This is a genomic window from Paenibacillus cisolokensis, from assembly GCF_018403665.1.
In the GTDB taxonomy this organism is placed as follows: Bacteria; Bacillota; Bacilli; order Paenibacillales; family Paenibacillaceae; genus Paenibacillus_AH; species Paenibacillus_AH cisolokensis.
The window spans coordinates 1-23,244 of record NZ_BOVJ01000197.1 but is presented as its reverse complement, the minus strand read 5'-3'; the positions used below and the strand labels follow the sequence as shown (position 1 = coordinate 23,244).

Below are 23,244 nucleotides of genomic sequence, written 5' to 3'. Positions count from 1 at the left end.
CACACTGACTTGACACTGACGTTGTTTCAGGAGCAGTTGACGGACCAGCTCATATCCCCATGACCCTGTCCCTCCGGTTACCAGGATACGCTGATTATTGAACATCCCTTTTCCCTCCAAGAAAATAATTCACCACTTTATCCGAAACTTCCGGCGCCTGATAACCATCGGGGCATTCCTAGCCGCCAGCCGCATGCCGGTACACCGCTGGCCAATCATGCGGCCTTCAAGACGACATCTCCCCTTGCTGTGCTCCTACATGAACAATGCACGGTCTGCATTCAACTTGTCGATAAATTTTGCCGGTTCATCCATATTAGCTTCGCCACCACCAACTCCGGTTCACGGCGGAAGCTGGCGCTTTCCTCGTAATGCACGAGAGCGCCCCCCCGCATATCAGCAGCAAATAGCCGTGTATGCGGGGGCACAGACAGCAATCGTCATTCCCGTAATGCCCTGAGGAGTCTTCCGCCAGACGTTCGTCACCGGTCCGGCAATGCCTACCGTACGGGCCATCCGTCAATCCGTTTTCGGCTGCGATTCAGCTCGAATGCGTTTCCACCGGGCCGGTATATGTCCGGATCGATGCGATGCAGCGGATAAGCAGATGGAGCCCGCTATAAATCGGTAGCAAATATGTTTGCCAGCTTCATATTTCTCCTCCCGTAGCGGCTATTCTCCGCCGGTTGTGGTCAGGCAGCGACAAGCGGTTTCCTTGACTGCTCATCGTGTGGCGCCATGCTTCCAGGTGGTCGCCGGCGACAAGCTTCGTTCGCTCCCCGGCCTCCTCACCGCTCGACCTGTTCGATCTTTGCCACGATATCGCGCCGGCGGCCGAGCATACCTTCACCTGTAACCCCCGATGCAGCAATTCGGCCTGCGCCTTGGCAGGCTCGGACAAGACAGCGGCACCGATCTGTCTGATTGCCCGACCGGACAAGGCGTGGGGAAGTACTCCCACACAATTGGCGCGCAGATCGTTCCGACCGAACGAAGCATTCAGGAAAGCTTGAATTTTGGCCGTTCCGCTCCAGTTCCGAAAATGCCAAGCTGCGGGGTCGTATCGTCGAGAACGACGTCCGCGCCAGCATCTGCGGCAAGCAGAAACGGGATTAACCGTTCAGCCGTCACCACCGTATCCGCGCCGACGAACAGCACGATATCGGAGCGCGTCACATTCGCTCCGACCGCCCGATCCGCATCGCGTTCAAACGTATCGGGATGCGAAACGACATGTGCTTCGGGATTCGACCGGGCGAGGCGGAGGCTTTCCTTTTCGCCGCCATGCAGCACGACGACAACCTCTTCCAGCGGAAGGCGCGATAACTGCTCCAGTACGGCGTACAGCGCTCCCGTCCCGTCACTGGTGCAAACGACGGCCGAAGCGGAGCGGGTCAGCGGAACCGGGAGCCATGAGCGCCCGGGGAAGCCGACAGCTTGTAAATATCCGTCTCGGTAAGCTGCGCCGCACCGAAGAATGGCCTGAATGTCACGCGGCGAGCCTTGTCTCCACCACCAGCGCGTCCAGCTGTCGTTCATCCGCCGTTTGAGCGCAGCCTCCGCCGAAATCCATCTGTCTCCTTGAGAGGCCGCACTCCTGCCGTCCTTCGTGCCGGCGGCATAAGCGTTCCGCACGGCGGCGATAGCGCGCCTGCGGCGCACAGGACGTACGCCACCGCGAGCGCGGCTTTTGGTGCCGGGTGCGATGCGCCGTTTTGCGCCGCGTGCGATGCGCCGTTTTGCGCCGCGTGCGATGCGGCTTCTGTCGCCCCTCTTCCTGTGCCCGGAAGCCGAGTCACGTACTCTTGGCAAGATACGGTCTTCCGGCTCTGCGGTGGCGGAGGCGTCATGAAAATTGATGCGTTCAAGGTTATCGACCGTCATAACTGTCACCACGTCATCCGGTTGACGATGCGCCGCAGTTTCATCGATTTGTTCATACATCCTGCTTCCTCCAACAGTGCGTATTGTTCCGGTTCCGACGACCGATATTTTCATCCTTCCCGATCGCCGCTTGACTCCATCAGCCAGCCAATCGCTTCCAGGTGATCGCCGACAATCAGCTTTTCAAGTGAATTCGTCCGTTCCCGCTTCAGCCTGGGCGGATTGATTCGGCCTACGTTGACATGATGAACCGCCTCAACCTTCAGTCCCATCCGGACAGCCTTTGCGTGAGCCAGCGGCGGAACGGACAGCGATTCGACACCGATGGCATGCAGCGCCTCGCGGTTGATCGCATGGGGAACGGCCGTCAATGATGTCCCTTTCAGTTCCGGCCTGCCAAGCAATTCATTGAGCGCATGCTTGGCAAGCACGACGCTATGGATGTTGATCTTGTCTGTTGGACCCGAGTAGTCGTTAAGCGCCACATCGATGCCTCGGTCGGTGACAGCCCGGACAAAGGGACGCAACTGGCTTGCCGGCACGACCATGTCGCCGTCGATGAACAGCAGCACCTCACCGCGTGCCGCGCGGGCGCCGATGCTTCGTCCGACATCGTGACCGAGCGGGCGCCTATATTCGATGACTCGAGCGCCGTTCCGCCTGGCTATAGCGGCCGAACCGTCGATAGATCCATTCGCGACGACGATGACTTCCACGGAAGGGTGAATCTTGCCAGCCTCACGTATCACTCGTCCGATCGTTCGCCTTTCGTTCATGACCGGTATAATGACGGATAACAGAGGAATACCGTGGCGGATGTTCGTTTTGACGGCCGGCAGCGGCAGTGCGTCCGGTTCGCCTGGCGGCATCCGATGATGCGCCGACGACGTGTCGGACGCCGTAGAAGGCGACGGTGCAAAACCCGTCTCCCCAGCTTGACGATGCGCCGGTATCGGCGCCGTTTCTGAAACGTTCGGCATGTCAGGGCCGAGCGCTTTCGTATCGGAATATGGCGGCTGGATCGACTCCGGTAATCCGGACACGCTCCTGACGTCCAAACTGTCCCTTCTTCCCGTATTCCTGCCTGCTGGCAACCGGTTGGCGCCAATTTTCTGATTTCCCCGGAAACCGTTGCGGCTATCGCCTTTGAGCGAGAGACGGGTGCTCTTCCCGGAAAGCCGCGTCGAATCGTTCCGGCCGACAGTCCGAGTCCGCCGTTCTGACATTCGGCGCGGCGCTTTCATTATTCCTTTGGCAGACGAATCGGTGGCACGTTTAGGCCGGCGCGGCTTTCTCGGGACGGGTGGCGCTGGCCGTTTGTTCCGCTTGGTCGCTTTGCCTGTTATGTGGCCGCGGCTCCTGGCAATGACCCTAGTAAACGGACGGGTGCCCGTCTGCCCGGAAGAGGCTCCCTTAACGAACCCGCGTCTTCGCATCGCTGACCGGATGCGGGCGGACGCGGCTGCCAGCCGATTGCCGCTGTCAGGTCTGTTCATAAGCTTTACCTCCTGCCATGGATTGGGTGCTGCGGATATACTCTACCGCCTCTTTTCTCCACATATCATATGTACCGCAAACCTTTATGTAACGGCATTTGTACAGGGTTCAGGACGCTTGCCCGTATAGGTATAGCGCCTTTTCCGCGCGCTCTAACCCAGACAGGCACGAATCGTGCGCTTGGCAAACTTACGCCGGATTGTGCATCTGGAGGGAAACTGGGCAAATAGAAAAGAACCCCCAATACCACTGGTAATAGTGGAAATCGGAGGTTGTGCCCACCATTTCGTATGAACGAGGAACGAGACCGAAATTTTGCAAGATCCCTTATACCGTTAATTCATCGGATGCCGACCGATGGCCACCCAGTTTACTGTCCCTTTCGGTTCCGGGCCAAAACGCGTTCTAACAATACACAGAACCGCTCCGTCGGGCCTTTTTTCCTTAATGGTCGCATAGCACGCGGGATGATCGGTTGTAGCAATGATCGAGTACTGTTCGCTAAGGAAAGGAATCTCGAATTTGATCGGAATGTCAGTCTGTTCAGACTGCCCTGCAAACTCGTAGTCGCAAAGACCGAATTGCTGCAGAGCAGCCTCTTTGGAAGCCGTAGCGACCGGTTGGTAAGCAAGGTGCTGAAATTGTACGCTTCGTTCCCGGATATGCGAACCGCAAACTGCTTCGCTGCCGATGTGCTCCGAACCGACTATGCCTTCAGATAGATGCGCGGACAAAACAGCTCGATCTGACAATTTGTCAGATGTGACGCATCCATCGGTTAATTGCGGCTGCTCCAGAATGCTTACAAGCCGGTTAATCATGAGTGTGACGACATCTTCGGCCAGTTTGCCAAATGTCACCGCGCCATCCGCCAGCTTCGCCTCCGTTACCGCACCATCGGCGAGCTTTGCTTCCGTTACCGCGCTGTCTGCCAGTTTCGCTTCCGTTACTGCGCGGTCGGCCATTTTCACCTCCGTCACTGCGCCGTCCACGAGCTTCGCTTCCGTTATCGCGCCGTCGGCCACTTTCGCCTCCGTCACTGCACCGTCCGCAAGCTTCGCTTCCGTTACCGCACCATCGGCGAGCTTTGCCTCCGTCACTGCACCGTCGGCCAGCTTCGCAGCGGTCACCGCTCTGTCCGCTACTTTCGCTTCCGTCACTGCGCCGTCGGCTACCTTCGCCTCCGTTACCGCGCCATCGGCAAGCTTTCCGGTGGTAACAGCGCCTGAGGCCAGCGCGCTTTCGGTGACGCCGCCCGTGGCAAGCTCGCCCGTTCCGACCGACTGCGCAGCCAGATGAACGGCCAGTACCGAACCCGGGGCCAGTTTCTCGCTTGTGACGCTCGAAACGCCCAGCTTTTCCGCCGTAACGGCCCCTTCGGCAATCGCCTGTTCCGTCACGGCGCCGCTCGCAAGCTTCGATTCGTCCACCGATTCCGCTGCCAGCTTGGCGCCGCACACGGAGCCGTCTTCCAATGCGCGTCCCGTTACGCTGCCCGCTGCCAAGTGCGCCGCCTGGACGGCATCCATGGCCAGTTCCCTGGAACCGACAGCCTCGGGTCCCAGCTTCCCGCCCGTCACCGAACCGTCGGCGAGCTTCTCTTCCGTAACCGCTCCTGCGGACAAATGCCCCGCCAGCACCGAGCCGTCGGCCAAATGCGCGGCATTCACGGACGATTCCGCCAGCTGCGCGCTGCCGACCGCCCCCGGAACGATATGGTCGGTCAAGATGGTGCCGCTTTTGATTTTGCTGCCATGCAGGCTTCCGTCGGGCATTTTGTCGAACAGCAGCAGCGTATCGACCGCCAGATGGGACGCCGTAATCGTTCCTCTGCGGATATGGTACCCTTGTACGCTATCCGCCTTGAGATGCTTGCTGGCAATCGTCTCGAGTGCGAGATGATCGCCTGTCACCGCGCCGGCCGCAAGCTTCTCGGCCGTTACCGCGTTCGGCTGCAGCGCGGCTTCGCCGACCGACTTCGGCGCCAGATGAGCAGCGCTCACGGCTCGTTCGCAGATGGCCTCGCCTCCCACCGAACGGGCGGAAAGATGCCGGGCTTCCACTGCACCGGCCGAAATCGTCTCCGACGATACGGAATCCGGCTGCAGCGCCGAAACGCCGACAGACCGGCTGCGCAAATGAGCCTCCCCAACACTTTGCGGCGCCAGCTTATCCCCTGTGACCGCCTCGTTGGTCAGATGGCCCTCCCGTATCGAACCGTCGGCCAAATGGCAGCCGTGCACGGCCCCGTCCGTCAAATGGCGGCCCTCGACAGATTCGGGCGCAAGATGAATGCCGGATACGCTTCCCGGTGCCAGCTTCTGCGCGTCTACCGCGCCGTCGGCGATAATATCCGAAGTGACCGACTGCGGGCGAAAATGGGTTTCTTCCAAAATGCGGTGCTGCAAGTGCCGCCCGGCAATCGCGCCGTCACGCACATGCACGCCGGTTACGGCGTCGGCTGCGATCGCCGATCCGTCCACCGCTCCGGGAACGATTTTGTCGGAGGATACGCTGCTGTCAGCCAGTTTCGAACCCGTTACGGCCAAATCGGACAGTTTGTCGGTTGAGACCGATTCAGGCGAAAGCTTCAGCGAATTGACGACATGGTCCCCGAGATGATGCGAGAAAATGACGCCGGCGCCCAGATGGCGCTCGCTGACCGCCCCATGCGCCAGCTTCGCTCCCGTCACCGCTCCGTTCTGCAGCGCTTCGGTACCGATCGCATTTTCCGCCATATGCCTGGCACCGACAATGCCGGGCTGCAGATGGCGCGACGCGACCGCTTTCTCCGAAATCGCTTCTTCCACAACGGAACCCGCTGAAAATGGTGTGCCCGGATCGCCTCGCTGTCGATTTTTCAAATGTTACGGCACTATCGGCCAGATGCTGCGTTTCAACTGCGCCTTCCGTAAGATGGCTTGCCGTCACGCTTCCGCCGTCTAGTTGAATGGAACCGACAGCTCCTTCAGCCAATTGGTCCCGCTTCACCGCTCTGGCGGAAATGTGACCCTCCCCAATCGCGCGAGCGGCTATTTTCTCCCCCGTTACGGCATTATCCCGCAAATGGGTAGAATCGATCGCATGAAGGGCGATATGAGTGCCGTGAACGGCATTCGCTTTCAATTGGCGGGGGCCGACACTTTTGTCAGCCAGCTTGTCGGACGTAACGGCTGCCCGCCCGATATGGTTCGTCTTGACCGCGTCGTCGGCCAGCTTGTCGGACGTCACATTTTTTTCGGCGATTTTGGAGGAAGTAACGGCGTGATCGACGAGCTTGATCGTCGTTACCGACTGATCGGCAAGTTTCGCCGATGTGAGCGAATCATCCGCGATATGAACCGCTTCAACCGCGCCTGCGGCGAGATGATCGCTTTGAACGGACCCATGGCGCAAATGCGAGCTGTCCACCGATCCTTCGGCTAGTGCGCTGGCGGTGACAGACGCCGGACGCAGCTCTCGCGAACCGACCGTTCCTTCGGCCAGGTGCTCCGCGGTAATTTCGCCCGGGGCCACGTGCTTTCCCGTAATCGCGCCGATCGTAACGTGCTCGGTAAGCAGCAGGCCTTTCTTCAAGTGGCGGGAATCGATTTCTTCGGCGCCGATTTTATCCCCGGTTACCACGCCGTCGCGCAGTTTCGATCTCGTAACCGAACCGTCGGCCAACTTGGACGTGTCGATCGCTTCATTGGCAATATTTTCGGAACGGACCGCCCCGCTTCCAATTTTCGATGAGACAACCGAGCGATCCGCAAGCAAGTCGGAGTTCACCAGAAACGGCTTCAGATGTTTCGCTTCAATCGATCCTTCGGCCAGCTTGTCGGAACTGATTGTGCGGTCCGCAAGCTTTTCGTAAGTGATGCTGCCGTCCTTCAGCTTCTCGCCGGTAATGGAACGATCGCGGATTTTGCTTCCGGAGATCGCGTTTTTGGCCAAATGTTCTCCGGTAATCGTCTCGGACGCAAGCTTCGCTGCTGTTACAGCGCCGTCCGCTATTTTAATGCTCTCCACCGCAAAATCGTCAATGACGCGCGTCGTCACGCTTCCCGTCCGCAGTTTCGATTCGTCAACCGCTCCCGAGGCAATCTTTTCCCCCGTCACCGCTTCGTCCGCCAGATCATCCGTATAAATGAACGGCAGTTGCCGGCCCGGCAAACGCTTCTCTTCCGCTTGCTCGCGCCGTTCGCCGCTATCCTTGACAGGCGGATCGGCGGTTTCGTCGGATTGCGCCGGCACGGCCGCTTGATGATCGGGCGTCAGCGCATCATCCGAGAAAACCGAACCCGGATCGGCCGGCGCGGCTTCCGGGGACGGTACCGTATAAACTGCCGTCTTCGTCGAGAGCTGTTGCTCGTCGAATGACGCGACAATTTTCGTATCCGAGGATACGACGGGGAATTTCCCTCCGGCATTCGCCGTATCCGTTATTAACGACGCTTCGGATTCGGCAGCGGCAGACGATTCGACGAGCGGTTCCGCAAGCGCCTTAATCGTGACCGGTTTCTGAACCGGCGGTCTCGCGGCCGTCTTGACCTCATTGACGTCACCCTGCGCCTGCGTTTTTTCTTCAGTTCATCGAGCCATTTTAATTCAGAAGCCTTGGGATTATCGACATAAAAGAGCGGCTTCCGCCCTCGCGGACCTTTTCCTTTTCTGCTTTTCGCCATAGCCCTCTCCTTCTTCTGCCTGATATATCATAGGTAGTGTATGCAAATACCTATAGACTCGCGACTAGCAGATGCGAAAAAGCTGGAGAAAGCGCGTGCGAAAAGCGAAAAAGAAAAGCCGGTTCTGCTATATCGACCGCTCAGCGGCGGCCGCCGGGTTCTCCCCGGTGCGCCCCATGCCAGAGCGAGCCCGTGCCCGCTCCGTGCGGAAACGAAGCCCGGATCGCGGCGGTGACGAAAGCTTTCGCCGCGGCGGCGGCCTCGGCGACCGGATACCCGCGGGCCATATAGGCGGCAAGAGCCGCAGCCGTCGTGCAGCCGGTACCGTGCGTATGGCCGGTCGGAATGCGCGGCGCGCTCAGCCAGACCGGCCCGTCGTCCCGTCCGGCCAGGACATCGGCCGCCTCTTCCTCTTCGTTCTCCAAATGCCCTCCTTTAAGGAGAACATATCGGGAACCGAAATCAAGCAATGCGATCGCAGCCTGTTCCATATCGCGGCGCGTCCGCAAGGCGCCATCCGGCAGTCCAAGCAGCGCGCACGCCTCCGGCAAATTCGGCGTGACGATTTCCGCCGCGGGCAGCAGCTTCGTCCGCAGCGCGTCCAGCTCTTCACGACGAAACAGCTCGGAGCCCCCTTTCGCGACCAGCACCGGGTCGACGACGACCCGGGGAACGCCGTAACGGCCGATCGCCCAGGCTACGGCTTCGGTGATCGCTCCGTCATACAGCATGCCGGTTTTGACCGCATCGGTTCCCATATCCGACAGGACCGCTTCGATCTGGGCCTCGATGATCGAAACCGGCGCCGGATGAACGGCGTGGACGCCGAGACTGTTTTGCGCCGTCAACGCCGTAATGACGCTCATGCCGAACACGCCCAGCTCCTGAAACGTCTTCAAATCGGCCTGAATGCCTGCGCCGCCGCCGGAATCCGAGCCGGCGATCGTCAAAGCGAGAAATGGCTTCATGTCCGTCCTCCTCCTATCCTAGCGTCCTGGCGCTTGCCGCGAAGCGGTCCGGCGCGAACGGAGCAAGCTCGGCGGCCGGGAGCTTCCCGTCCAGAACGTCGCAAATCCGTTTCGCTGTGACCGGAGCAAGCAGAATGCCGTTGCGGTAATGACCGGCGGCGACGACAGCCTGAGGCGCGCCGGGTACCGGACCGAGCAGCGGCCATCCGTCCAGGGTGGCCGGACGAAGGCCGGCCCAGCGGTGAACGGGGGAACGGTCTGCCAGCGCCGGAAAGACGCGCCCGCTCCACCTCGTCAGTCTGGCAATGCCGCGTTCGGTGACGGACGTGTCGAAGCCGGCGATATCTTCGGACGCGCCGCAGACGAGTGTGCCGTTTCGCTTGCCCACCCAGTACGCCTGGCTGGTGAACACCATCCGCCTCACTTCGCCGATCGGCGAGTGATAAGCGCATATTTGCCCGCGAATCGGATTGACCGGCACGGCGAACCCGAACCATCGTTCGAACGCCCCCGTCCATGCTCCGGCACATACGATGACCCGGTCGGCTTCGAAGCGGCCGCCTGTCCCCGTAACGAGACGAACCCGGCCGCCGTCCAGCATGAGATCCACCGTATCTCCCGCATTGCCTGCGCAGCGGACGCCGAGCCGGCGGCATGCCGCCTCCAGCGCCTTGACCAGCTTTGGCGCGTACACATGGCTTTCTTCCGGGCAATACAATCCGCCTGCGGCCGCACTCGAAAGCCCCGGCTCCAGTCTGCGCAGATCGGCCGCGTCCAGCCATTCCGCCCGCGCTCCCCACTCGTTCTGCCATCGTTGCCGGGTACGAAGCGGCAGCATGTCGGCCTCGTGCAGCGCGACCTGAATGCTCCCGGTATGGGTCAACTCGACGGAAATGCCCGACAGCCGCTCGATCTCTTCCGCCCATTCCGGGTACAGGCGAAGACTGTCCAGACAGAGCCGAAAGAAAGGATCGGGCTGCTCGCTATTTTCCGTATACGGCGCAAGCATGCCGGCCGCCGCTCCGGACGCCTGGCCGCCGAAATCGCCGCGGTCGACAATCGTGACCTTCCGGCCGCCTCGCTTCGCCGCTTCATAAGCGCATGATAGCCCGACAATGCCGCCTCCCACGACCAGCAATTCTTCCTTCATCGCCGCAGCCCCTCTGCGGACGTCTCTGCCCGCCGGCCTTCAATCGCCGAACCGGCGGCGTACGGCCCGCCGAACAGCGCTCCTTCGGTCGAGCTGCTGGCCGATGCATACGGCTTGCGCGGGATGCGCCCGGCCATCGCGGACAGCCTGCCCGCTTCCACCGCAAGCCGCATCGCTTTGGCCATCGCTACCGGGTCCTGCGCTTTGGCGACCGGCGTATTTACCAGAATGCCGTCCGCTCCGAGCTCCATCGCCTGGACGACATCCTGCGCCGATCCGAGTCCGGCGTCGACGATGACCGGTACGCCCGACTGTTCGGCAATAAGGCCGAGATTGTACGGATTCAGTATGCCGAGCCCGGTTCCGATCGGCGCTCCGCCAGGCATGACGGCGGCGGCGCCGGCTTCCTCCAGCCTCCGGCACAACATCGGATCGTCCGATGTATAGGGAAGCGCGACGAACCCCTCCCGTACAAGCCGCTCAGTAGCGCGGAGCGTCTCCAGCGGGTCGGGAAGCAGCGTCCGTTCGTCGCGGCTGATTTCCACCTTGATCCAGTTTCCCAATCCGGCGGCACGGGCAAGCTTCGCGATGCGCACCGCTTCATCGGCATTGCCCGCTCCCGACGTATTCGGCAAATAGACGAGCGAACGGTCCTCTACGTGCTGCAGCACGGAGTCGTCCTCCACACTGTCGAGATTGACCCGTCTCACCGCGAATGTAATGACCTCCGCTCCCGACGCTTCCAGCGACTGCTGAAGAACGGCCGGATTGGGGAACCGTCCGGTGCCGAGAAAGAGCCGGGAGCGAAGCTTTGTTCCGCCAATTTCCAGTTGCGAATCATATCGTTTCATCGCGGTTTCAGCCTCCTCCAACAAAATGAACCAGTTCGATGACCGCGCCGTTTTCCAGCGGCGTCTTTTCCCACTCGTGCCGCGCCAGTACGGCGCCATTCCATTCCACGACGAGCTTTCTGTCAAGCAGCCCGTATTGCGCGACCAGTTCGGCCACGGTGCCGGCGTCGGTCAGGACGGATCGTCCGTTGACCGTCACTTCGCAGGACTTGGCCGGTCCGGAGGACTCGCGAGCGGCTTCGTACCGGCTTATCCGCTCCAGCAACCGGCGGCAAACGCCGGCCGGATCGGCGTTTCCGACGATGGCCGACACGGCGCAAATCCGTCTTGCCCCCGCCTCCAGCACGGAATCGACGTTATCCGGCGTAATGCCCCCGATCGCCACGAACGGAATGCGGATTTCGGCCGCGGCCTCGCTGACGTAAGACAGCGTTACCGGCGTCCGACCTGGCTTCGTCCCCGTAGGAAATACCGGCCCGACTCCGATATAATCGGCGCCTTCGGCCTGCGCGAGTCGGGCCTGCCCGATATTGTGGGTCGATATGCCGATGATCCGCTCCGGACCGAGCAGCCGCCGGGCCTCGCCGAGCGGCATGTCGTCCTGCCCGAGATGAACGCCGTCCGCGCCGACGGCGATCGCGATATCCGGGTGATCGTTAATAATAAGCGGCACGCCGTAACGCGCCGTCAATTCCCGCAGCTGCTTCGCCTTCTCCAGCAGGCCGGCTTTGGAAGCATTCTTGTCGCGCAGCTGCACGATATCGGCACCCCCCGCAGCGTCTCCTCCATGACATCCGTCAAGCTGCGGCCCGGGTGGTAATTTTCCCCGGTAATCACATAGAGCCTGAACGATCTCCAGTCTTTTTGCCCAACATTGTGTCCCTCCTTCTGGCGTTGTGAAACCTTTTGCCGCATTGCGGCCATCGTTCCGCTGCCGTTACCGGACAACATATTCACGGCAAAGGGCGACCGCCCGTCCCGTATCCGTCGTCCCCTGCACCAGGATGCGCCCGTCGGGGAACAACGCCAGCTTCTCTCCTTCCGGCAGCTCTGCGCGAAGCAAATACGGGTTCGCGGTCAGGCGGCAGCCCCTGGCGGCGAGCGTTTCGCGCCACTCGTCCAGCTTCAACGGAAAACCGAGCGTCACCTGGACCGTATCGCGCCCGCATAGCGACGCCGCCTCAATCGGGCCGGCATCCTGCACGGCTGAGGCGGCCCGTCGAGCCGGACCGCCGATTTCTTCGCCAGCCTCTCCAAAACGAACGGCCGTTCCGGCAACCGGCGCCGCTGTGCGTCTTCCCGGCACCGGCTTGCTATCGCGCCCGCGCCCATAGCCCCCGGCCGGTAGCCGCCCTGCGTCCGGCCTTGCCGCCCCGCCGCAATGCGGACAGGCCGGATTTCCTTCCGGAAGCGCGGACTCCCGCAGCCGAAACGGCCACAGATCGGCAGTCAGCCACGTCGTCCTGACGGCATCGCGATTGCCGGTCAGCCATTTGAGCGCTTCGGCCGCCTGCAGCGCGGCGACAAAATCGACTGCCGGCGAGATGACGCCGATCGTGTCGCACGTCTCGCCCTCTCCGTCGTCCCCTTCGCCGATCAGACACCGCAGGCAAGCGGTTCTGCCGGGTACGAGCGGCGCACTCATGCCTTGTGATCCCGCGACGCCGCCGTACAGCAGCGGGATGCCGCGCGCAAAGCAGGCATCGCTGAGCAGCAACCTCGTAGCGGCATTGTCGGTGCCGTCAAGAACGAGCGATGCGCCGTCGGCCAGCGGCGGCAAGGAGCGCTCGTTGACGTCGACGACATGCGCCTCGACCGCCACGCCGCTATTGATGCGGCGCAGCTTGTCGGCGGCCGCGACCGCCTTGGGCAGCGACTGGGCCGCATCCTCCTCATCGAACAGCGACTGCCGCTGCAAATTGCTGAACTCGACGAAATCGCGGTCGGCGAGACGGACTGTGCCGACGCCGGCCCTCACCATATGCTGGGCGAGAGAAGCGCCGAGCGCTCCCGTCCCGACAATCAGGACGCAGGCGGAGGCGAGCTTCGCCTGCCCCTCTTCGCCGATCGCGGCGAACCGGATCTGCCGTGAATAGCGGTCGCTGTCGACGCGGGACGTCAAGCCGCCGTCCCCGTCCGTGCGGCCGCCATCCCGGCCAACCGCCCAACCGCTTTCCGAACGCCGATCGTCAGACATAGATCGAACCGCCGGACGCCCGGAACTCGTCGGCCTTCTCCTTCATGCCCGCCTCGATCGCCTCCGTCGTCTCCATCCCGCTCCGCGCCGCATATTCGCGAATGTCCTGCGTAATCCGCATGCTGCAAAACTTCGGTCCGCACATGGAGCAGAAATGGGCGGACTTGGCCGCTTCCGCCGGAAGCGTCTCGTCATGGTAGGCCATCGCCCGTTCCGGATCGAGCGACAGATGGAACTGATCGCGCCAGCGGAATTCGAAGCGCGCTTTGGACAGCGCGTCGTCGCGAAGCTGCGCGCGGGGATGGCCTTTGGCGAGATCGGCCGCATGGGCGGCGATTTTGTAGGCGATGACGCCTTCCTTCACATCCTCCTTGTTCGGCAGCCCGAGATGCTCTTTCGGCGTTACGTAGCAGAGCATCGCGGTGCCGAACCAGCCGATCATCGCCGCGCCGATCGCCGAAGTGATGTGGTCGTAACCGGGCGCGATATCGGTCGTGAGCGGGCCGAGCGTATAAAACGGCGCTTCGTGGCAAACGGCCTGCTGGCGCTCGACGTTTTCCTTGATCAGATGCATCGGCACGTGGCCGGGTCCTTCGATCATCACCTGCACGTCATGCTTCCAGGCGATCTTCGTCAGCTCGCCGAGCGTCTCGAGTTCGGCGAACTGCGCTTCGTCGTTCGCGTCCGCAATCGATCCCGGGCGAAGGCCGTCGCCGAGCGAGAACGAAACGTCGTAGGTTTTCATAATTTCGCATATTTCTTCGAAATGGGTGTACAGAAAATTTTCCTTGTGATGCGCGAGGCACCAGGCCGCCATAATCGAGCCGCCGCGCGAAACGATGCCGGTTACCCGGCGCGCTGTCAGCGGGATGTAGCGCAGCAGTACCCCCGCGTGAATCGTAAAATAGTCGACGCCTTGCTCCGCCTGCTCGATCAGCGTGTCGCGGAACACTTCCCAGCTCAGGTTTTCCGCGACGCCGTTCACCTTCTCCAGCGCCTGGTAAATCGGCACCGTACCGACCGGAACGGGGGAGTTGCGGATAATCCACTCGCGCGTCGTATGGATGTTTTGCCTGTCGACAGGTCCATAATCGTATCGGCGCCCCAGCGGATCGCCCACGTCATCTTCTCGACTTCCTCGTCGATCGAGGAGGCGACGGCCGAGTTGCCGATATTGGCATTGATCTTGACGTGAAAATTGCGCCCGATAATCATCGGCTCGCACTCCGGATGGTTGATGTTCGCCGGAATGATCGCACGGCCGGCGGCCACTTCGTCGCGGACGAATTCCGGGCTCATCCCTTCGCGGATCGCGATAAATTCCATCTCGGGCGTAATGATCCCTTTGCGCGCGTAATGAAGCTGCGTCACGTTGCGCCCGCTCTTCGCCCGCAGCGGCCGGCGGCTCAAATTGGGGAACTGGCGTGCGCCTTGCTTTTCCGCCCGCTCCGCCGTCGAGAAGCCGTTATCTATCGGCTTGACCTCCCGGCCGGCGTACTCTTCGGCATCTCCCCGTTCGTCAATCCAGGCGCGGCGCAGCGGCGGCAGCCCCTTCCGCACATCGGCTTCATAAGCCGGATCGGTATACGGACCGCTCGCGTCGTACACCCGCACCGGTTCGTTCGGCTTCTCGGTCCCCGCCCTCTCGGTCGGCGACAACACGATCTCCCTCATCGGCACCCGAATGTCTTCCCGCGATCCGGTCACATAAACTTTGCGGCTGCCAGGCAGCGGAGTGGTCAATATCGGCATAAAAAAACCTCCCGTGTGGAATAGTTTGGAATTCCACCAGGAGGCCCTGTCATCCGTCAGACTAAAGAAGGAAGGGAAGGCACTTTGCGGGAACATCGGCACACAAGACGGCACGGCACCGCTTGCTTCGGTTACCGGCGGCATCAACGCGCATTCCTCCGAAAGATTCCCGTACACATCAGACGCGCCGTACCGCGGATCGCGACAATACCGCCTTCACCGCCTTCGGCAGCGAATTTCGCGCTTCGCCCTGCCGGCCGATCATTGCCGCCGTCTTGCGCTCCCGTTCCCGGACGACAAAAAAGCCGCCCAGACGAGGGCGGCGGTAACGGCAACTGCTGCATGGCGCCGAGAATGCGGTACCGGCTGGACGCCGGACGCCGCGGACGGAAGCTGTGAAAAGCTGCTTGAAACGACGGGGACCGTCAGATCCAACGGTCCGTCCGGCAGCAAGCCGTCCGATTCTCCACGCTGTACGTACCATTCCACTTTCCTACGCTGGCATGACCCAGATCAGGTTCAAAGGGACCAAAGCGTTCGGCGCTTTATCTCAGCCCTTGCGGGCGCCCCTAGTGGTTTCCTGGTAAGACTATACCCTCAGGCGGTAAAGCTGTCAACCCCTGCGGCAATTCCGGTTCGCCGGAAGGAACCTCTTAAGCTGCGGTATGACAGCCGCTATTCTTTCACAGCAAACCGTCTTCGCGCAGCAAAGCGAGCCAGCGATCGGCGGCGTGCCGCCATGTAAAATGCTGCTCCACCCGTTCCCGGCTGTTCCTTCCCATCGTCCGGCACAGCTCGTCGTCCTGCAGCAGCCGGTGCAGCTTATCGCGAAGCTGCGCAACGATCCGGTCGGGATCGAGCAGATAGCCGGTTTTGCCGTCTCTCACAATTTCCTTCATGCCGCCCGCCCGCGTCGCGACGACAGGCAACCCGGTCGCCATCGCTTCGACATTGACGAGCCCGAAAGCTTCCCGTTTGCCGGAAGGAACGACGGCGATATCGGCAGCGAGAAACCAGTCCGGCACTTTGGTGTGCGGCACGTACGGAACGAACTGGACATGGGCCGGATGCTTTTCCCCATTCGACGCAGCTTGCGCGAATATGGTGTCGTACGGTGAGAGCCGTAAAACGGACTGCCGACAACGACAAGCAGCAGCTTCGGATGCTTGGCAATAAGCTCCGGCAAGGCGGCGAACAGATGATGCACGCCTTTTATCGGGATCAGCCTGCCGACGAACAGAATGACCTTCCGCCCTTCCCAGCCTTTCCGGCGCCGCAGCCGTTCGCGCCTCGCCTTTCCTTCCGGGGAGAACCTCGACCTGAACCGGTTCACGTCGACCCCCAGATGAACGACGCGCAGCTTGCTTGCGGCCTCCGGCACTTTGCGAGCCACGATTTGCCGCAAGTAATCGCTGTTGACGATGATTTTGGAGGCGCTGCGAAAACCGCGGCGAAGGGCAGTCCCGCTAATGTAACGCTTTCCGATGAAGGTAGAGGAATGCAGGTTGATCCAGAGCCGGGCCCTGGGATTGCTCTTTTTCAGACGGACGGCGTAGGAAGGACGGTTTTCAACCTGAATCACTTTCGGCTTGAAGCGTCGCACGGATCGGGCGACGGATCGGACATATTGCCTCTTGTCGGCCGCGGGATACCGCTCGCAGCGCACGCCGCGCAGAAGTCCGGCTGCCGGCAGGCCGCGGCCTGTTCTACCGTAGATGCGCGGTTCCACGTCGGGCGGCAGCAGCGGAACGAGCTCCTCGACGACCCGCTCTACGGAGCTGCTTGACGAAGACGGCAGCGGGAAGGAGCCCGGCGTCACGAAGGCGATTTTCGGTTTCATTAAAAGGAAGCCCTCCTTGGTGCAAGGATGCGTACCTGCGTCGTGCTCCTTCAGCATACGCGCCCTCGCCCTGTATGGACATTCCCAAGTGTCCCGCCATCCGCAAATCGGGCATCCGTCATTTCCCGTCGGTGTCAATCGCCAAGGCCTAGTGTAATCGCGCCGAGCAAACTTAACGCATAAACGGCCAAATAGGCGCCTCCCGCCATAAAAGCGGGATTGAGCAGCAGCTCGTGAATTTGCGTGAGAAAAACGGTATCTCCGGCAACCGTACGATAGATGCTGACGGCAGCGGCCGCAAAGACAACGAGTAAGGCCAGCGCGGCGGCCCCGTCAATAAGACGCCTGAGCGTTCCTCCCCGGATTCTCGCAGCTGCCAGCACAGCCGCTCCCAACAGCGCCGCTGTGCCCGTAATGATATACATCATCCTTCCGAATCACCCCCAGCACCAAGGATGCTCGGAATCGTTCCGGAATAAACCTTTGTCACCCGGGTGAGACGCACGCCAGCGCTTCTTCAACAGCTCCGGCATGATGCTGCTGTATATACGGCATCCTTTCGATGATAAGGAAAACTTTACCTGGATTTCGTTAAAACAATTTCCGGGCAGAATGATTGATTTGTTTGTCGGGATATGTCACACTATCCGGGTAAGCTAAGTTACCATGTTTACCGAAGGAAAGGACGTGAGGACACCGGCATGACCAAATGGCTGCTGCGTTCCATGACCGAATTAAGCTCTCGCAAATGGATTTCCAGGCTGACCGGACGCTTCGCCCATTCCAGGGCAAGCCGCCGCTTCATTCCCAGGTTCGTCCGCATATACGGCATTCGGGTCGAGGAAGCCGAGAAGCCTCTTGAACAATATACGACGTTGAACGAGTTTTTACCCGCCGGCTGAAGCCGGGCATGAGAATCGTCGATTCGGCTCCGGACGCGCTCGTCAGCCCGGTCGACGCGCTTATCACCGGATTGGGGCAGGCAAGGGAAGGAACCGTCCTAAACATCAAAGGTCAGGACTATTCAATCGAGGAGCTGCTCAACCGGTCTCCCCGAACCGAAAACTACAAGAACGGCTACTGCATCGTCCTCTATCTCAGCCCGACCGATTATCACCGCATTCATGTGCCGGCAGACGGCACGATCGTGGAGCGGGAACGGGTGACGGGCAAAGTGTATCCCGTCAACGATTTCGGCCTGCGGCATATGCGGCGCGTGCTGAGCCGGAACGAGCGGCTGATCACCTACATCAGGCATCGGGGAGGCGAAATGGCTGTCGTGAAAGTCGGGGCGATGAACGTCTCCGGCATACGCTACGCCGATCCGGAGCGAAACGAGGTCCGAAAGGGCGAGGAGTTGGCCTGCTTCGAATTCGGTTCAACCGTCGTGCTGCTGACCGAGAACGGTACATTCGAGCCGCGCGCCGACCTGCGACCCGGACTGAAGGTAAAATGGGGGAAGCGCTCGGACGGCTGATCGCCGCAGACAGCAGGAAAACGCGCTAGCGAAGCCGGATCTATCTCGCCCGGCTATCCGCAACATATTCTTACATCCGCCGCCATACCTCCTCCATACGGCGGACGCCCAGAACGATCCGCTCTTCCGGCAAATGCGCAAAACCGAACAGCGCCGAAGGCTGCGGCGGTCCGCCTGTCCAGTACACGGCGCCGTCCGTCCACGTCACGCCCGCCCTGGCGCAAGCCTCCCGGAAACGGCTGTACAGCTCCGGCTCCTTCTTCCATCGAACGAACAGATGAAGCCCCGCACCTGACCGCTCGCGCTCGAACAGATGCGGAAGGCGGCGATCAAGCTCGCGGCTGAGCGCGGCGAGGCGCCTGCCGTATATTCTTCGCGCCTTCCGCAAATGTTTGCCGTACTGCCCGCTCGCCATGAAGGCGGCCAGCGCCCGTTGCTCCGCAATGCCGGTCGGATGCGGCTCCAGTAAATATTTCGCACGCAAGAACGGCTCGATCAGGCTATCCGGAAGAACGGCGTAGCCGATCCGCAAGTCCGGATACATCGTTTTGGAAAACGTGCCCAGATAGACGACCCGTCCGGTCGCGTCCATCGCCCTTAAAGGCTCGGACGGTCGGCTTCCCCAACGGAATTCGCTGTCGTAATCGTCCTCGACGATGACGGCCTCCCGGCGGATCGCCCATTCCAGCAATTGCTTCCGCCGGACAGGCGGCAATACCGCCCCCGTCGGAAACTGCCGGCTCGGCGTTACAAACAGCAGTTTCGCCGCCCAGTCGCGCGGTACGATCCCATCCCGGTCGACCTCCGCCTCCACCGCGATCCCGCCCGCCGCCAGCACGGCGCGCACGATGCCGTCATAACACGGGCGCTCGACCGCAACGGGGTCCCCCGGCTCGATCAGCAGCATCGTCAACAGCGCGATGGCCTGCATCGAGCCGTTCGTCAGAACGATGGCCCGGGGATCGGCATGAATGCCCCGCTCGCGCCGCAGCTCGTCCGCGATCGCCTCCCGCAACGGTCCATGCCCTCCTGCGGCGAACGCGTCCCATCGCTGCTTGCGGCCTGCCTCCCGGATTTCCGTATACATAAACGTTTTCCACCTCTCCCCCGGCAGCGCCTGCTCGTCCATGCGCCCGATGATAAAGCCGATCTCTTCCCCCGTATTCCCCGTATGGCGGTATTCCGGCCACGAGGACCTGTCGGGAACAGGCAGCAGGCGTCCCGCCCAGGCCGACAGCCGGACGGCTTCCGGCTTGCCTGCCCCGGACACCGGAGGCTGCGGGTCTGTCGGCGCAAAAACGACGAACGTTCCTTTACCCTGTTCTCCGCGCACCAGCCCGGCGGCATACAGCATATCGTAAGCTTCGTTTACCGTTCCGCGAGCGACGCCGAGCGTCTCCGCTATTTGGCGGGTAGACGGGAGCCTCGAGCCCGCAGGGAACCGGCCGCTCGCAATCGCTTCGCGCAGCGTCAGGAAGAGCGCGGTCCGTTTCCGTCCGGTCGCGTCCAGAAACCGCTCGTATTCCTCCGCATAAATCATGTTGTCCCTCCTTCCCGAATTCGGACTCGGACACCCGGCGACGCAAATGGTCTACTAAAATCCGACTATATTGGTCCTTTTCGCCGGACACTTTGCCTTATACATTAAAATACAGGATCGGAGAAAGGCGGTAAAGCGATGAGAAGAAAAGAATTTTTGACGGAAAAAGCCGAAGAGCTGGAGACGTTTCTCGCGGACATGTCGTTCGGTTTTCTCGGAACCGCCGGTACGGACGGGGCGCCGGGGGTGACGCCGCTGAATTTCGTGTACTGGAACGGAGCGATCTATTTCACGGCAGCCGGATTGGCGAGAAGATGGACCGGATCGCCGCCGACCCGCGGGTTGCGTTTGCAGTCGCGAAGGAATACGCCGTTATCCCGTCCTATTTCAGCGACCCGTTTCTGGCCTGTCCGGCAACCGCTTATTTCAAATCGGTGCTGATCCGGGGAACCGCGCGGCCGGTCGAAGACATCGGGGAGAAAGCGGGAGCGCTCGAAGCGCTGATGCGCAAGCTGCAGCCTGAAGGCGGTTATCGGCCGATTGCGGCCGACGACCCCGAATACCGGAAACGGCTTGCCGGGGTGGCGGTCGTCAAGATCGAAATCGAAAGCATAACCGGCAAATTCAAGTTCGGTCAAAACGCGAGCGGGAAGATGCGCGGTGCCATCGCGGACGGATTGCGGCGGCGGGGGAGGGAGCTTGACGATGAAACGGTCCGGTTGATGGACCGCTATTGCCCGCATCATCGTCAAGCGGATCATTGAAGACGCGCCGGCATCAGCGGATTTCCGACGGGCTGCGCCCGGTATACTGCTTGAACTGCCGGCTGAAAAAGAAAATGTCCCGGTATCCGAGGGCATCGGCTACCTCCGTTACGTTCATGCCGGCATGCATGAGCAGGTGCTGCGCCCGCTCAATGCGCATGCGGATAATGTAGGTCTGCACGGACATGCCGATCATTTCCTTGAATTTAATGGAAAAATATCGCGGCGACAGCTGCGCCCGTTTCGCCAAATCTTCGACGCGGTGCGGCTTGCCGGGATGCTGGCGGATATAGTTGGCGACTTCGTGGATGGCCTCGGTCAGCTGGTTGGACCCTTTCTGCTCGGCAGGCGCCTGAATATCCCCGCGCATCAGGCGAAGAAGCAGCTGCTTCAAAACGAGCTGCGCCTCTTCCTCACCCGCGAATGTATTGACGAGCAGCAGCCGGACATACCGTGACAGCAAAAACTCGAAATCGACCGTTTCCGTATCGTCCAGAACCCGGTACGATTCCGGAATGACGGTAACCGGCTCGGTCACGTCGAAATGTATATAGGTCAAAACGAGCGGTTTCTGGGGATTGTGCGTGGCGCACGGATGTTCCCCGGGACGGAATACGAAGCAGCTGCCCTTGCCGACGGAATAGAATTTGTCGTTCAGCTCCACTTCTCCTTCCCCGCTCCAAACGTAAAACAGATCGTAGTTGGCGAGCGGCTTTTCCCTTTTCGCCCACCTCCATCCCGGTTCGCAGGAGATTTTGGCAAACGACGGAAGAAGCTTGAGCGAAGTTGGTGGTAAATGCAGCATACAGGCCCTCCCCTCGATCGGACATCTTTTTGCCGTCATCATACAACAGCCTGCCCGCGTATGCAACAGCATGAAAATAATCCCTCGCGACATGGTCTTGCGGCCCAAAATAATGATATAATAACTCCCGAAATGACAATCCGTTCGCGAATTGCCGCGGACGAAAGATTTCCGGAAGGATGGAAAAGCCATGCACCCACTCGCTCAGCAGTTGAATGAGACGTTGGAACGGGAAAACCCGCACGTCAGCGCCATGTTGTCTTCGCTCGGCAAAGCGATCTATTTCCCCAAGGTAGGCATTTTGAGCCAATCCGCGGAGGCGAAGGCGAAGGCGAAGAAGTTCAATGCTACGATCGGCATCGCCATCGAAAACGGGCAGCCGATGCATCTGGACGTTATCCAGAACACGCTAAGCGAATACGATCCGAAAGACCTTTACGAATACGCGCCGCCGGCCGGCAAGCCGGAGCTGCGCGCCGCCTGGCGCAGCAGACTGCTGAAGGAGACCCCTTCGCTCGGCACGAAAAAATCGGCAATCCGATCGCAACGAACGCGCTCACCCACGGACTTAGCATCGTCGCCGACCTGTTCGCCGACGCCGGAGACGCCGTTATCATTCCGGATAAAAACTGGGAAAACTATGAGCTGACATTCGGCGTCCGGCGCGGCGCCGTCATCGTGGAGTATCCGCTGTACAACGCGGACAACCGTTTCAACAGCGCCGGTCTGCGCGACGCCCTGCTCTCCTGCAAGGACAAAGGCAAGGCGATCGTCGTCCTGAACTTCCCGAACAATCCGACCGGTTATACGCCCGGACCGGCTGAGGGCGACGAAATCGTCGCAGCGATCCGCGATGCCGCGGAAGCCGGCATCAACGTCGTCGCCGTAACGGACGACGCCTATTACGGGCTTTTCTTCGAAGACTCGTTGCACGAATCGCTCTTCGGCAAGCTTGCGGACATTCATCCGCGAGTGCTCGCAGTGAAAATCGACGGCGCGACGAAGGAAGAGTACGTCTGGGGCTTCCGCGTCGGATTTATTACGTACGCCTCGTCTTCCGACGATGTGCTGGCTGCGCTCGAGCAGAAAACGATGGGCATTATCCGGGCCACCATTTCCAGCGGACCGCATCCGTCGCAGACGTTCGTGCTTCGCGCGCTTCAGTCGCCGGATTACGAGGCGCAGAAAGCCGAAAAATACAACATCATGAAGCGCCGCGCCAACCGCGTCAAGGAATTGCTCGACAGCGGCCGCTACGGCGATGCGTGGGAGTATTATCCGTTCAACTCCGGTTATTTTATGTGTCTGAAAATGACGAAGACGGATGCCGAATCGGTGCGCCGGCGGCTGCTGGATGCCTACGGCGTCGGGACGATCGCGCTCGGACCGACCGATCTGCGCGTCGCCTTCTCCTGCATCGAGGAGGAAAACCTGGAGGAGCTGTTCGATACGATCCACCGCGCAGTGCAAGACGTTCTCGGACAATGACGATGCCCGCAAGGGGCTGTCCCAGAATTGTCCCAGAATGTTGATGACCCATCTCGTCAGCATGGTGTGCGAGGGGATATTCGAGAAGTTTCCCCGGCTCAAAGTCGTGCACGTCCAAGGCGGTATGACGGAGAGGCCGGCATCTGTGCGAAGGAGCGTATGCTGGGCGGCGCTGCCGTCCGATGAGTACGCGTACGGCCGGCGGGCGAGATCGTCCGCTGTTCGCGTCTCGGCCGAGCGGGCGAAACTCCACGGCCTGGCTGGCGATTTCGTCCGCGGCCAAGCGAGCGGGATCGTCCGCTGTCCTTGGCACGGCCGAGCGGGCGAAACTCCACGGCCTGACTGGCGATTTCGTCCGCGGCCA

Annotated in this window: 18 protein-coding genes, 4 pseudogenes and 1 riboswitch; of the genes and pseudogenes, 5 read left to right on the top strand and 17 right to left on the bottom strand. The window is 61.0% G+C overall.

Translation table 11 applies throughout. From position 1 onward, the window contains the following. From PACILC2_RS27585 to PACILC2_RS23405, 15 genes and pseudogenes are all read right to left on the bottom strand, one after another. The coding region (locus PACILC2_RS27585; protein ID WP_244863794.1) for a polysaccharide biosynthesis protein at positions 1 to 105 on the bottom strand (105 nt) is incomplete at its 3' end. 544 nt (positions 106 to 649) lie between these two features. Further along, positions 650 to 940: a hypothetical protein gene (locus PACILC2_RS23460; protein WP_213531219.1), complete on the bottom strand. Its 291-nt coding sequence runs from the start codon at positions 938 to 940 to the stop codon at positions 650 to 652. 59 nt (positions 941 to 999) lie between these two features. After that, positions 1,000 to 1,662 carry a glycosyltransferase family 2 protein gene (locus tag PACILC2_RS23455; RefSeq protein ID WP_213531218.1) on the bottom strand — a complete coding sequence of 221 codons (663 nt, stop codon included), beginning with the start codon at positions 1,660 to 1,662 and terminating at the stop codon, positions 1,000 to 1,002. Positions 1,663 to 1,994: 332 nt separating this feature from the next. After that, on the bottom strand, positions 1,995 to 2,927 hold the full coding sequence (locus tag PACILC2_RS23450; protein ID WP_307860695.1) for a glycosyltransferase family 2 protein: 933 nt from the start codon (positions 2,925 to 2,927) through the stop codon (positions 1,995 to 1,997). A 789-nt stretch (positions 2,928 to 3,716) separates the two neighbouring features. Then, positions 3,717 to 4,202: a WIAG-tail domain gene (locus PACILC2_RS27580; protein ID WP_244863792.1), complete on the bottom strand. Its 486-nt coding sequence runs from the start codon at positions 4,200 to 4,202 to the stop codon at positions 3,717 to 3,719. Positions 4,203 to 5,958: 1,756 nt separating this feature from the next. Next, positions 5,959 to 7,617, bottom strand: a complete 1,659-nt coding sequence (locus tag PACILC2_RS27575) for a hypothetical protein (protein WP_244863789.1) — start codon at positions 7,615 to 7,617, stop codon at positions 5,959 to 5,961. 571 nt (positions 7,618 to 8,188) lie between these two features. Then, positions 8,189 to 9,016, bottom strand: a complete 828-nt coding sequence (gene thiD, locus PACILC2_RS23440) for a bifunctional hydroxymethylpyrimidine kinase/phosphomethylpyrimidine kinase (RefSeq protein ID WP_213531216.1) — start codon at positions 9,014 to 9,016, stop codon at positions 8,189 to 8,191. A gap of 13 nt (positions 9,017 to 9,029) precedes the next feature. Then, entirely contained in the window at positions 9,030 to 10,166 is a 1,137-nt protein-coding gene (gene thiO / locus PACILC2_RS23435) for a glycine oxidase ThiO (protein WP_213531215.1), read from the bottom strand. Then, positions 10,163 to 11,017: a thiazole synthase gene (locus PACILC2_RS23430; protein ID WP_213531214.1), complete on the bottom strand. Its 855-nt coding sequence runs from the start codon at positions 11,015 to 11,017 to the stop codon at positions 10,163 to 10,165. The genes thiO and PACILC2_RS23430 overlap by 4 nt, the downstream gene beginning before the upstream one ends. 7 nt (positions 11,018 to 11,024) lie before the next feature. Next, positions 11,025 to 11,774 carry a thiamine phosphate synthase gene (thiE, locus tag PACILC2_RS28990; protein ID WP_307860694.1) on the bottom strand — a complete coding sequence of 250 codons (750 nt, stop codon included), beginning with the start codon at positions 11,772 to 11,774 and terminating at the stop codon, positions 11,025 to 11,027. 180 nt (positions 11,775 to 11,954) lie between these two features. Then, positions 11,955 to 13,214 (bottom strand): ThiF family adenylyltransferase, encoded by a 1,260-nt coding sequence (locus tag PACILC2_RS23420; protein ID WP_213531213.1) that lies wholly within the window; start codon positions 13,212 to 13,214, stop codon positions 11,955 to 11,957. Continuing rightward, positions 13,207 to 14,966 (bottom strand): annotated as a pseudogene (thiC, locus tag PACILC2_RS23415) (phosphomethylpyrimidine synthase ThiC). The gene PACILC2_RS23420 and the pseudogene thiC overlap by 8 nt, the downstream one beginning before the upstream one ends. 473 nt (positions 14,967 to 15,439) lie before the next feature. Next, positions 15,440 to 15,547, bottom strand: a riboswitch (TPP riboswitch). 102 nt (positions 15,548 to 15,649) lie between these two features. After that, complete coding sequence (locus PACILC2_RS28190; protein ID WP_280515386.1) at positions 15,650 to 15,991, bottom strand: glycosyltransferase; 342 nt, start codon at positions 15,989 to 15,991, stop codon at positions 15,650 to 15,652. A 158-nt stretch (positions 15,992 to 16,149) separates the two neighbouring features. Beyond that, positions 16,150 to 16,806: pseudogene (locus PACILC2_RS27560) on the bottom strand (glycosyltransferase); the annotation flags it as partial. A 134-nt stretch (positions 16,807 to 16,940) separates the two neighbouring features. Continuing rightward, positions 16,941 to 17,234, bottom strand: a complete 294-nt coding sequence (locus PACILC2_RS23405; protein ID WP_062494809.1) for a hypothetical protein — start codon at positions 17,232 to 17,234, stop codon at positions 16,941 to 16,943. A 273-nt stretch (positions 17,235 to 17,507) separates the two neighbouring features. On the opposite strand from PACILC2_RS23405, the gene PACILC2_RS29610 reads away from it, so the two are divergent. Together PACILC2_RS29610 and asd are read left to right on the top strand one after the other, a co-directional pair. Further along, on the top strand, positions 17,508 to 17,708 hold the full coding sequence (locus PACILC2_RS29610) for a phosphatidylserine decarboxylase (RefSeq protein ID WP_372447219.1): 201 nt from the start codon (positions 17,508 to 17,510) through the stop codon (positions 17,706 to 17,708). An 8-nt stretch (positions 17,709 to 17,716) separates the two neighbouring features. Further along, on the top strand, positions 17,717 to 18,283 hold the full coding sequence (asd, locus tag PACILC2_RS23400) for an archaetidylserine decarboxylase (protein ID WP_372447218.1): 567 nt from the start codon (positions 17,717 to 17,719) through the stop codon (positions 18,281 to 18,283). 70 nt (positions 18,284 to 18,353) lie between these two features. Here the strand turns inward: asd and pdxR are convergent, their stop codons facing one another. After that, positions 18,354 to 19,823 (bottom strand): MocR-like pyridoxine biosynthesis transcription factor PdxR, encoded by a 1,470-nt coding sequence (pdxR, locus tag PACILC2_RS23395; protein ID WP_213531212.1) that lies wholly within the window; start codon positions 19,821 to 19,823, stop codon positions 18,354 to 18,356. Positions 19,824 to 19,961: 138 nt separating this feature from the next. On the opposite strand from pdxR, the pseudogene PACILC2_RS23390 reads away from it, so the two are divergent. Further along, positions 19,962 to 20,587: pseudogene (locus PACILC2_RS23390) on the top strand (pyridoxamine 5'-phosphate oxidase family protein). Between the two features lie 13 nt (positions 20,588 to 20,600). Here the strand turns inward: PACILC2_RS23390 and PACILC2_RS23385 are convergent. Then, on the bottom strand, positions 20,601 to 21,392 hold the full coding sequence (locus tag PACILC2_RS23385; protein ID WP_062494817.1) for an AraC family transcriptional regulator: 792 nt from the start codon (positions 21,390 to 21,392) through the stop codon (positions 20,601 to 20,603). 190 nt (positions 21,393 to 21,582) lie between these two features. On the opposite strand from PACILC2_RS23385, the pseudogene PACILC2_RS23380 reads away from it, so the two are divergent. After that, positions 21,583 to 22,880 (top strand): annotated as a pseudogene (locus PACILC2_RS23380) (aminotransferase class I/II-fold pyridoxal phosphate-dependent enzyme). 182 nt (positions 22,881 to 23,062) lie between these two features. Then, positions 23,063 to 23,244, top strand: a 182-nt coding sequence (locus PACILC2_RS23375; RefSeq protein ID WP_213531211.1) for a hypothetical protein, incomplete at its 3' end; no start/stop codon positions are given.